Genomic DNA, 12,098 nt, shown 5'->3' with positions numbered 1-12,098 from the left:
TATATTCTTGTTAGGAATTGAGGGAAGGCTCTTTGTTTTGTGATGTTTATTGGATCGAATCATACAAAACAGAGAGCACTTATTTTTATGTAACTGTCAAAGTCAGGACACATTCACTTGCATGTGCATTTTTTACATTAAATCTTCCTTTTTACTGCTTAGGGCTTGTCACAAAATAAGTTTATTTGCTGTCCACACTCTTTTGATTTGAATGCGTAATTCTATTCTTTGTGAAACGATATAATTTCTAGCAACTCGTTTATATGTGTCTCTGATCCAAACAAAGACATACATCAAGAAACAGTGAACTAAGGATAAGGAGCCTGAAAATATACTCTCAAATTTTCTTTATTATCTCCAGACAGTTCTTTGCTTCCCTCAGAGGATAATCCTTACAGTTCGTATTAGACTTAAACATTGCAATTCTCAGCAGGCCGTAAGCCATATAAAACGGGATAACTTTAGTTATTTTTCGGAATTCTTTTTCATCTTTGCTGTAATGCCTCAGAAAATGGTGAATATAAGGCTCTGCTTTCTGGCTCGATCCCTTCCGCGCAAAATAGTACTTAAGTTCAGCACAAAGTATCCCTAGATCACATGCAAAATGCCCGTGTCGGGATGCGAGGTCGAAGTCCAGTAAATACGACCTTTCCTTATGGAATACAAAGTTTACAGGAGTAGAATCGTTATGAATCATACAACCGTTTTTTATGTCCAGGAGGGAACTATGCCACCATTTTCCAAGCAAGCGTTTATATTCTTTTTTCATACGCCGGTTGATTTTGAGGTGATTCAAAACATAATGAAATTTTGAAAATTCATTTTCTTTATCATAATATGTCTGCGTATTTTCGTGAAGCTTTCGAAGCATATCTGCTATAAGTTCTAACTTTTCTTCAAGCTCCTTCCTGTGCTTGAAGTACCAGAATAAAGGTTTTCCGGATACATATTTACTGACCAGAACACAATTAAAATCTTTATTTATTGCAATAGGTTCAGGAACATCAATTATTTTTCGAGCTTTTTTAAGATCCTCATACTCTTTCTTCATTAAACTGTAACTGTCATATTTTTTGATCACTCCCGTAGGTACTGCAAAAAATTTGGCTATAACAGTGAGTTTTTCCCCTTTAAATTCATATTTACAGATCCTATGCGATGCATGACTGAGTTTAAACATTCGAACTTCACAACCCTTATTCTGTATTCTATCCCCAAGGCCCTCTACAAGCCAGTCCCTAAAAGTGTCACCTGGCTTTACTGTCCGAATGTATTCAAAAGATGCTACAAAATCCCCTCCATCATACTTGAATGGCTGTGAGCCTTGATTAATGTAGCTATCCAGTGATAGTTTATATCTTGAGAAACATTGAAAAAAGTAAGATTTTTGTTAAGGATTACCGTTTAGAATCCTTGTCAATCATCTATGATTAAATTCTGCCTTTTTGTTACTTTCTGACCATTAATCATAAAAAATGATGTAAAAAATAAAAAAACTATATGAAAATGAATGTGTATAAAAAAATCAACGCTTTATTTAAAATGTACAAAATCTATATAACATCAAGTACGTTCTAGGCGGTTAATATTTGGATTGTAAGAATTAACGTAGATAATAACGCTTTTTGGACAGGTTCTTAATCAGATTTTTCAAAGAGGGCAGGATGCTTTTCTTTTAATTGTATGAAAAGTTTTTCATCTAATTTTGCATTATAAAGTGTTTTTACATTAGAAAGCTGGTCAACTAATAAATGCTGAGCACCTTCTAGATTTGCCTCCTTAAATTTAGCCCCTTGAAGATTAGCTTTTCTGAAGTTAACTCTTTGAAGGTCAGCTCCATTAAAATTAGCCTCTTTAAGATTAGCTCTTTGAAGATTGGCACCCTCAAGTTTAGCATTTATAAGGTTAGCTCCCTGGAAGTTAGTCCCTTTAAGGTTAGCTTTTTGAAGTTTAGCACTTATAAGTTTAGATTTTATAAAGTTAGCTCCTTGAAGGATAGCTTCTTTAAGTTTGGCCTCTTCAAGGTTAGTTTCCTCAAATTCAGCTTTTTTAAGATTAGCTCCTTTAAGTTTAGCTTTTTCAAAATTAGCCTTTCCAAGGTAAGCCCTTTGAAGATTAGCTTTTCTGAGGTCAGTTCTTTGTAGATTAGCTTCTTGAAGATTAGCTCCTTGCAGGTCAGCTCTTTGAAGGTTAGCCTCTTCAAGGTCGGCTCTTTGAAGGTCAGCTCCCTGAAGGTTAGCTTTTTCAAGACCAGTTCGTATAAGGCTAGTTTCTTTAAGGTTAGCTCCTTGAAGGTTAGCTTTTTCAAGGTCAGCTCCTTGCAGGTCAGCTCCTTGAAGATTAGCCTCTTGAAGATCAGCTTCACAGAATATAGCTCCTTGAAGGTTAGCCCTTTCAAGGTTTGCTTCTACAAGGTCTGTTCTTTGGAGGTTAGCTTCTTGAAGGTTAACTTCATGGAGGTCAGTTCTTTGAAGGCTAGCTCCTTGAAGATTGGCTTCTTTAAGGTTAGCTCCTTGCAGGTCTGCTCCATAAAGTGTGGCCACTTGAAGTTTAGCTCCTTGAAGATTGGCCTCTTGAAAATTAACTCCTTGAAGTTCAGTTGCCTGGAGATTAGCCTCTTTAAGGTTAGCTCCTTTAAAGCTAGCTCCATGGAGGTTAGAACCTATAAAATTTGCCTTTTCAAGATCAACTTCTATAAAGTCGGCTCCTTCAAGCTTAGTCTTTATAAAGTTAGCTCCTCGAAGATCTTTTTTTTCTTTATCGTCCATTTATAATCACTCAGATCTAGATTTAAATAAACATTGCTATCTTACAATTGACTTAATTCAAATTTTAAGGAATACGAAATTCAATTAATATGTTTATAGATATAATAGGACTTGCGCAGTTGAACTGAAAAATCAACAGCATCAGACCGTTAGCTGTCTAAAACGTAACTTTAAGTTACAGTCTTTTACGTAATTGATTTTGTTCCTCAAGTACATAAATCCTATATAAGCAACCTCAATATGCTCAAATAATTTTTTATGCTTTTCTTGATTCAGTTTCCAAAACAAAATATGAATTCTCCGAGTTTGGAAAAAATTCATGCAGTATCTCAAATTTGCTGTAAATTTGAAGTCAAGTTTTTGCGTACTACGGAGAAATTGATCTTTCTATATGGAATTTTCTACCCAATAACTTATTGAGATTTGTGATTTTTCTGAAAAATTTGCACACTGTAGATATTCAAAGCTATTAAAACCTGGAAAAAACTACATTTATACTTAAAAGTAGTTGTCAAAAAATAATTGTTATAAAATAAAAAATTAAACCAGTTACTACTTAACCAATTACTATTTAACCAGTTACTATTTATAGATATTTATAAGTAACTTTTTTGAGAAATCAACATCTTCAACCACTTGCTTTTCAACATATTAAAACATTTAAGTGACATTTAGGCAATATTTTTGCACTAAACTCTTCGCTTGATTCTTATTTCAATGACCTTCAAGTTTCAATGGAATATACGCCTCAATGTGAAGAATTTGCTTTTGTTTTATCCTGAAATTTCACAAACTTGGGCTCTGCACATCATCGTTTTTCACTTTGTGTACACTATAATTTCCTGTTCATGCGTAAGTTTCCTGTTCATGCGTAAATTTAGAGAATAGATGCAGAGTTAATCCAAAGTATTCTAAGAGGCTGTCTTAAAATTCAAATCATTTCTACAATTGGATAATAGGCAACGTTTCGTTTAAATTCATATTACGCACTAGATGTATAAAATCAAACACAATAAACGCCATGGTTTAAACTTTTGTTTTAGACATTATAGTTTGACTCCGTTATCAATTTAAATGCATAAGTCCTATCCAAATTATAGAACCAGATTTAATTTTAAGACACGCTCTAAGATGAAATATCAACCAACTAAAAGTGTACGATCTATGTTTGTTTACTCAGAGAGGTTAGTTTAACTTTGTACCACATTCTCCGCAGAACCTGGTACCAATGGATACCTTGTTACCACAGTTTGGACATTTTGTGAGGGTAAGAGGTGCTCCGCAGTTATTGCAGAATTTTCCTTCACCTGAGGGTTTGCCGCATTCAGGACATAAAGTTTGCCTTCTCTCTATATTGCCTTTAAATACATTTGCATTTTCAGCTTTATCCCTCATTTCATCTACCATGCGTTCTGCTCTTATTGCAGTCAGCTCAACATTTTCTCTTGGCGCACATTCTACACAGAGATTATCCTGCTCATTCCAGTCTGCTTCACAGACATAGTGTTTGCATCTCGGACACCTGAAGAAATGTTCTTTTGCCTCATTCTGGGCTATTTCAAAGGCATCTTCCCACTCCTTACGCCATTCAGGAGACATTCCCTGTTTTCGGTCGTTGAGTATATCCACGCCTCTTTCCAGTGCATTCCCAACACCGTACTGGCCTACAAGGTCGGAGCCTGCAGAGAGGGCTCTTCCAACCATGCCGAACAGGCCTGTCTTCTTATATGTTTTGGATTCGATGAATCTTGTTTTGTAGCCGTCTTCACAGATGTCACAGTAGAAAGTAAACTGGAAACCTGCTTCTGAACTGTTGTCTTCATAGTTCCTTGTAAAAGGTTGGAGTTGTGATGTCTTGAATCCTATATTATCACCTCAACGGTTTACCGCATTTGATACAATTCTTGCTTGCAGGGGACTGCAGGGTCCGACATTTCGGATTGGGGCAGGCAATGACAATAGGAGCACCGCAATTGCTGCATTTATCTCCAAGGAATGTTTCTTTTCCGCAATTATTACATGTGGTCCACAGCAAAACGCCGCAGTGCCCGCAAACTTTTGCCCCGTCTTCAAGAGGGTATCTACATAAAGGGCATCTCATAGGCCCTAGAGGGTCCTCATGCGTACAGAACGGACAGAAATTAGAATCACGCGCGATTAATTTACCGCAATATTTACACGGATGTTTATAACTGGCCATCTTTTCCCCTTCATAAACTTTTTATTTACCTAAAAGATGCCTGACAAATATACTATTAATAATTATTGTATTTTAGTTTTTTAAATTTTCTATATTGACTTGCAATATTCAGGGTATCTAAAAATCAGACTTGAGCTCTGGTCAGTTTCTCAATGAAATGGCGCAAAATCACGTATTAACAGGAAAGTTTTGAGAAACTCAAAACTATAATTCTATATATGGGAAAAAATTATTGTATAAACATGGCAGAATCGATCGGCAATCTCCTCTCCACTTTGAAACAAAATATTCCTTATTTTAAAGACCACGACATAAGTTCTGAAGTGATGCTTGGAGCATTGCTGCATTTATTCCTGATCATTTGCTTTATCGTTTTATTTTACCTGTTAGTTAGAAAGTTCATGTAACTCCAGAAGATACTCCCAAATACCGTGATTAATCCAGGCAGGCAGTGGAAAACGGAGTTCACAATTAAGGATGAACATTAATGTAACGTCGACAGAGACCGTTGTAGAAATTTTCTGAGATGTAGAAAACACAAGAAATTATGAAGCTGATTATTAAAAAACTGATTATAAAAAAGTTGATTATAAAAAAGTTGATTATAAAAAAGTCGATTATAAAAAAGTCGATTAATTGAGCTGAGTGGGCTGAATATTTATAATTATTTCAGCCTTTTGCAGCTGATTTAATAAAAGTTTTTTACATAGCCATAACTTCTACATAGCCATAACTTCTACATAGCCATAACTTCTACATAGCCATAACTTCTACATAGCCAGAATTTACTCATTTTCCGGCTCATCAAGATATGGAGAAAGTGAGGATAGAGCCTCAGCTTTTTGGGACTCGGATTTAATCCCGGACGCTAGATTAAGGGCTTTTTTAAGAATTTCTTCTTTTCTGGGTTCTTCCAGGTGTGGGAGAACATACGAGAGAGCCTCGGGCCTCATGTCTTTATCTTTAAGGCCGAAAGCCAATTGAAGGGCTTGTTCTAGCACTTCTTCTTTTTTCTGCTCGTTTAGATATGGGATAAGAGATGAGAGAGCCTGTACCTTTTGATAGTCAGAGAAAATTACCTCTATGAGTTCAAGGGCTCTTTCAATAATAGCTTCATTTTTTAACCCGTAAAGATGCGGTACAAGCGAGGAAAGTATCTGGAATTTTGTGTCTCCATATTGAAGATGGTGTGAGAAGCAAAAGATATTTTCAATAAGCTCTTCTTTGCCTGATCCTCTCAGGTGAGGGAGAAGTGAGGAAAGGACAAGGGCTCTTTCGTTCTCATCCTGAATATGGGAAGCAGATTCAAGAGCTTTCTCAATAGATTCGGCTTTTTTTGGCTCATCCAGGTACAGGACAGACAGGGAGAGGGCCTGTGACCTTAAATCTCCATATTGGATCTGGGAGGCAAAATCAAGGGCATCTCCCATGATCTCTCCTTTTTCCGGCTTTTCCAGACGTGAGATTAGCATTAAAAGAGCCTTTGCCTTTTGAACCTTATCTTGAATCTCATTATCGGTTTTTTCAGCACTAGCTTTTGCAGAATCAGGTTTTGTGATATGTTTAATCTCTGCAATTTGCTCAATTCGTAAGTCGCTGGGAGTCTTTTCGCCTACGACTTCTAGACCAGTAACAGGTTTTTCGGTATTTTGCATTCCGTATCGCTCCGGACCCTGAGAAATACCCTTTCTTGTTACGAAGGCTTCAAGCAGCCTGTTAAATTCATCAAACACTTGGATTCTATCAATCAAAGTTTGTTTTGAACCGTGTTCTGAGGTTTGTTTTATAATCATGGCCGAACTGTCTTCAGTCATTAGGTTCTGTACTGTTTTGTAATCCATAAAAGACGAAACTTCTTTAACTAAATCAGGGTTTTTTTCAAGCAATTTTAATATCTCCTGAATAAAAACTTGCCTTACATCCATATCCGAGGGTGCAACAATCATATCTCCGGCGGCTTCTTTTAATTCAGTGCATTCTGTTGAACACAGTTTTTCCCAGAGTTTTCTTTTAGTCTCCCAAACTCCAAACCCCACTTTTTTGCAGGCTTCTTCAGCCGCTTTTTTAGACCCAATAACCAGATAAGGAATAACAGGTTCGATAAAATCTACTATTTTTTGTGCCAACTGTTTAATTATTACGTCCTGTTGCCGCATTATTTCAGCCTTCTATTTAAATATCCTATAGGATACTATAATTTACAATTATATAAGTACTATAATTCAGCATGATACAGGTCCATAGTTAAACAATTTTGGACTAACATATTTAATTCGTAATAGCATAAATAAACAATAATATAATGCAATATATCTCTGATTGAGAACTTATCTGCTACTCAGAGGTATTTAAGCTTTTTGAAAGGTTAGAAAGTGTAAGAGAAATATAACAATAAAACTTCCGTTACTAAATATTAAAGTATAATTGTGAAACTTAAGTTATTAAATAAATAAGTACAATAATGAAACTTCAGTTAATAAGTACTATAATGGAATTTATTAAAATAACAAAAACTGCCTGCCACAAAACCAGTCAATGGTCTTAAGGATCTGGTTAAAAGGGTCAGAGTTCAACAGCCAAACTATTATGTCAGCATTTCTCGGTTTTACTTTAATAAATTTTACTTCCAGCTAAAATCCAGAATCAATACTTATATGAGGAAACCTGCCAGATTGGGATATTGTAAATAAATAATGAGCTGATTCCAAAAACCAAAATGACTTCTCTGAATCCCAGATCTACAATAAGTAATAGATTTTCTGATCACGAAAACAATTTTGAAATTTTACTAATTTGAGGATAAAATTAGTTTTGGGATGGGCTTGATATTTAGATAGGACAGTATTATAACAAAGTTGGTGGACATTTTTGAGTGAGCAGCCAGAAATACATAATAAGGTTTTCAGTCAGTTTTCGGATGATAGAATAGAGGCTGCAAAGCAGCTGGGAACTTTTTTTGAGGTTTTGCCTGACAGAAAACAGGCTTTTGAAGATCTGTTAAGGCTTTGTTCTGACGGAGAGGATGCAGTCAGGGAAAAAGCCATCAATTCCCTTGTAACGGTTTTTCCGAATGTACCGGATAGAAAGCTTGCATGGGATAAGTTTGTGAATCTGACAGCTTATCCTGTAGAGTCTGTAATGACGGCTGCAGCCAATGCTCTTGTCAGCGTTTTCTCTCTTATGCAGGACAAAAATAAAGCATGGGAAAACCTTGCCGGACTGATAAACTCCAGATCAAGCATGGAAGATGCAAATAGGGAAATCGTCAGCTCACTTAATTATATAATAAAGGAAGTACCTGATAAGGGGCAGGTCTGGAAAGACCTGCTTAAGATGGGAGCCTCAGAATATCCTTATGTACGGGAGAAGTCGGCTTTGCTTTTGAACCTGGTTTTCCCGGAACTGGCTGATGGGGAAAAAGAAAAAGCCTGGAATGAAGTACTGGAACTGGCTAGCGAATCTGTGGATGAAAAGATCAGGGAGCAGGCTACCCGGACTCTTGGAGTTATTTACACACAGATGCCAGAAGAGATGAAGGATGAAACTCTTGAAACTCTTCTGGAACTTGCAGTATCGGGAAACCCTGAGGTTCAGAAGGAAGCTCTTCTGGCTCTACCCCCGGTTTTTTTCCATATCCCGGATAAGAAAAAGGCCTGGAATGACATTATCAAGCTTACAGGAGACGAAAATGAGTATGTTCGAAAGCAAGCTATCGATGCTCTGGTTTTTATCTTTCCTGAGATGCCGGACAAAAAAAAGATCTGGGCTGATTTCCTGAACCTGGCAAAAGCCAGAGATGATTATATCAGGAACATGGCCGCTGATGCGCTTGTATCCTTATTTTCAGGTCTGGATAACAAAGCTTCACTATGTGAGGAACTCATCGAACTCTCAGGGAATGAGGACGAAGCCGTGCAGAGTACAGCGGTTAACATTCTCACGAAGGCTTTTCCGCATATTTCCTGCAAAAGAGAGGCATATTCCAAGCTTGTACGCCTGGCTGAAACGAAGGATAGTCCTGTGCTCCGAAAGGTCGTGAGTAAACTTACTTCTGCTTATCCCGAATTATGTAATATACCTGAGGTAAGTGAAAGGGAGTGGGAAGAGATAAGAAAACGTGGAGTGCAGGATAAAACCTGGAAAAGTAACTCTGGGAAACTAGAGAAACCCTGGGGGGAATATGAATCAAAGGGAGATCGCAGATTCGAAAAAAAAGGTAAATTCAGAAAAGAGAAATCAGGTGAAAAAGAAAACGTAGGAGAAAAGGAAAAAACTGGAGAACAAGAAAAATCAGGAGAAAAAGAAGAAACTGGAGAAAAGGAAAAACCTGGTAGTCTCCAGTTTTATGAAAAAGAACACAGAAAGCCTGTCTCGAATCTATTTAAAAAACCTGTGTCTGATAATTTCGGGCTTGAAGTGGAAAGCAGGGCATACATACGAAGAAAAGATATGACGGATTTGTTCGCCGGGTCAGGCTCTGGTCTTTCAGGTAAAGAAGAGGCTGTAAGTAAGCTTATTAACCTGATTTCGGATCCGGATCCCCAGAGGCGAAGAGGCGCAATAGAATCTCTGCTTACAGCCTATTCCCGATATACAGGCAAAACGCAAGATATCTGGAACGAACTCCTTAACCTGACCGGGGAGGAGGAGACAGACACCAGAAGGGATGCTGCAGACCTGCTTTCGGAGGTATTTCCAGTGGTTGAGGAAAAGTCCACAGTTTTTTTTGATCTTGTAAAGCTTACTGAAAGCCAAGAAGCCCATCTCAGGAGGAGAGCCACAGAACTCCTTGCTTCTGCTTTTGCCTATTGTGAAGATAAGCAGGCAGCCTGGAACGAACTTGTAAGGCTTGTGTCAGTTGAAGACCGTGAAGTTCGGAAAGGAGCAATTCTTGCTTTATCTTCAGGTTATATAGAGGTGCCAGATAAAGAAAAAGCCTGGAAAGACCTGTTAAGTTTTTCCGATCATAGCGACAGTTTTGTTCAAAGGGAGGCAACAAGGGCTCTTGGGCCTGCTTTTTTCTATGTGCCGGATAAAACCCAGGCCTGGAGAGACCTGAAAGCGCTTACTGACAATCCGTACGTTTATGTCCGAAGGTATGCTTTACGCTCGCTTGGAAGAGCTTCTCTCTGGAGGGCGCTAAGGGCAGAAAATGAAGCTACTTACATTTTCGGGCTAAAAGAAGCCGTCAATTATTTAGAGGAAGCATCCAAAGCTTCTATTGGTTTCCATATTCCAGAATTCTATCATCCCTTTTATCAAGCTCTGTTATTCATTCTTTTCAGCGACAGACCCGGTATAGCAAAAGTTGAAAGTGAGCGCTACCTCTCAAAAATGACAGATGAAGTCAGGGAGCAGACTGAAAGACAGAAACTTCTCGAGATCTTCGAACAGTTTTCAGAACTTCTTACACGCGCAGGGAGACTCTCCCCTGGAGACCTTTCAGGACAGAAAAAGCTACTTAAAACCTCGATTCTACTTCTTGACCAATTTTCAGGCTTTTTTGATAACAAAGAAGAAATGGCTATTTTCGCTCAAAAAACCGTGAAAAAAGAAAAACCTGTGAAAAAGGAGTATTCGAACCTTGGAAAAGCTCTTCTTGAGCGGGTAGAGAAAAAGAAGGCATCCTTAACAAAAGACCGTAAAAAAAAGAATTTCTGACTTGAAGTAAGAAGTTTTAAGCTTCTGTAATTATTATCAGGTTAAAAAACTGAAGTTGATTTGAAGGTGACTTGAAGGTGATTTGAAGGTGATTTGAAGGTGATTAAGTGTAAATATTCACCCTGAGGATATACTATTATTCTGAGAGAACTTTTTGTTATATGGCAGTGTAGTGTTTTATCCTGGAATGATTTCGCAGATTCAAAACCATTTGAATGTTCAATACGCGATACAGTAACAGATGACGCAAAAGATTAAATGCTGAGTAAATTTAAGCTTCATTTTGGTAATGTAGAATGATTCTGTAAAATGAAACAACTTCGAAGTTGAAGTGAAATGGTGGTCACTTGTATACGACAGATCATTGTAATAAAAGAAATTAAAAAGCGAAATAATTTTGGGACAAAACAGCTTCTTCTACTACCTAACTTGATTATATATCAAGCCATTCACAATTGATTTCAATTCATTTATGAGTAAAATTCACACAATTATTGTATTAGTGCTATTATTTTTCTCAGTATTATTTAAGTAGATGCTACTACTTTATTGTATCCAGGAACGGGAACATATTCTCATAACTGTATTAACCAACCCAAGTATATACACCACCACACCCGTTCCGAAAAACGGTTCTCATCGTCACCGGGTATCAAACCACTTTTCACATTCTTTAAAAAAATAAATGAATAAAAACACTTTGAACAGGCCCAAAATAGATTGTAAACCCGAATAGTGGAAAATTTTTATTATGTCTTTATTTCGGGGTTAATTTATCCATTTTAATATGACATCAGCATTACGAACAGATGCTTTAAGGTTCTGCTTTGACGGATATCCGAAGATCAACGGTGCGATAAGCTTATGGCCCTCTGGAACTCCGACCTCTTTCAGGAATTCCATATCGTAACCCAAACCGTCAGCCAGGCCTATCCAACAGCTGCCTATTCCTAAAGATTGAGCTGCAAGCATCATATTCTCAGCGGCTAGAGCACAGTCATGCTCATTGATAACATTGGGGGACGCAAACACTAAAATGAGAACAGGCGCTCCATAGAATATTCGAGTTGCCGGTTTAGATAAAAATTGCACAAATCTTACCATCTCTGGGATTTCGGTATCTTTGTATGCAGCAAGGAAAGCCTTCTTAGCGCGGTCATCATATTCCTCGACGAGCTGCTTATTTTTTATGACCACAAACCGCCATGGCTGCTTATTCACGGCTGTGGGGGCATATGTTCCCGCTCTTATAATCTCTTTGATTAGGACTTACGCAGTTAAAATGCCGAAAACTTGATATCTTTATAAATATACTTATGGCTTAGTGTTTCTCTAAAAACGTACGGAGTTATGGACATAAATCCACCTAAGTGTACCGACATTGACTACATTAAATATCTCATTGCGGCTTCTAAAGTTTTTAGCTGTACTGAAGCTGCTAGATGTTATCCAGACATAGCTAATGCTCC

At 37.5% G+C, this 12,098-nt stretch carries 7 protein-coding genes and 1 pseudogene; 2 read left to right on the top strand and 6 right to left on the bottom strand.

Going from position 1 to position 12,098, the window contains the following annotated elements; translation table 11 throughout:
* Positions 1-337 precede the first annotated feature (337 nt).
* From A9239_RS04745 to A9239_RS04730, 5 genes are all read right to left on the bottom strand, one after another.
* A complete protein-coding gene (locus A9239_RS04745) occupies positions 338-1,180 on the bottom strand; it encodes a phosphotransferase (RefSeq protein ID WP_230668827.1) in 843 nt (280 codons plus the stop codon).
* 457 nt (positions 1,181-1,637) lie between these two features.
* Complete coding sequence (locus tag A9239_RS04740) at positions 1,638-2,768, bottom strand: pentapeptide repeat-containing protein (protein ID WP_052712816.1); 1,131 nt, start codon at positions 2,766-2,768, stop codon at positions 1,638-1,640.
* Positions 2,769-3,953: 1,185 nt separating this feature from the next.
* Complete coding sequence (locus tag A9239_RS04735; RefSeq protein WP_203397919.1) at positions 3,954-4,472, bottom strand: zinc ribbon domain-containing protein; 519 nt, start codon at positions 4,470-4,472, stop codon at positions 3,954-3,956.
* A gap of 166 nt (positions 4,473-4,638) precedes the next feature.
* On the bottom strand, positions 4,639-4,968 hold the full coding sequence (locus tag A9239_RS18070; RefSeq protein WP_080941446.1) for a zinc ribbon domain-containing protein: 330 nt from the start codon (positions 4,966-4,968) through the stop codon (positions 4,639-4,641).
* A 785-nt stretch (positions 4,969-5,753) separates the two neighbouring features.
* A complete protein-coding gene (locus tag A9239_RS04730; RefSeq protein WP_048155558.1) occupies positions 5,754-7,124 on the bottom strand; it encodes a hypothetical protein in 1,371 nt (456 codons plus the stop codon).
* A 712-nt stretch (positions 7,125-7,836) separates the two neighbouring features.
* Here A9239_RS04730 and A9239_RS04725 point away from each other — a divergent pair.
* Positions 7,837-10,629 carry a HEAT repeat domain-containing protein gene (locus A9239_RS04725; RefSeq protein ID WP_048155559.1) on the top strand — a complete coding sequence of 931 codons (2,793 nt, stop codon included), beginning with the start codon at positions 7,837-7,839 and terminating at the stop codon, positions 10,627-10,629.
* Positions 10,630-11,397: 768 nt separating this feature from the next.
* Here A9239_RS04725 and A9239_RS04720 read toward each other — a convergent pair.
* Positions 11,398-11,880 carry a nitroreductase family protein gene (locus A9239_RS04720; RefSeq protein ID WP_255361903.1) on the bottom strand — a complete coding sequence of 161 codons (483 nt, stop codon included), beginning with the start codon at positions 11,878-11,880 and terminating at the stop codon, positions 11,398-11,400.
* A 99-nt stretch (positions 11,881-11,979) separates the two neighbouring features.
* Here A9239_RS04720 and A9239_RS18800 point away from each other — a divergent pair.
* Positions 11,980-12,098 (top strand): annotated as a pseudogene (locus A9239_RS18800) (IS701 family transposase); the annotation flags it as partial.

This window comes from Methanosarcina sp. A14 (assembly GCF_001729375.1).
Classification (GTDB): domain Archaea; phylum Halobacteriota; class Methanosarcinia; order Methanosarcinales; family Methanosarcinaceae; genus Methanosarcina; species Methanosarcina barkeri.
Note: the sequence above shows the minus strand (reverse complement) of the source record. Positions and strands in the feature narration are given on the sequence as shown.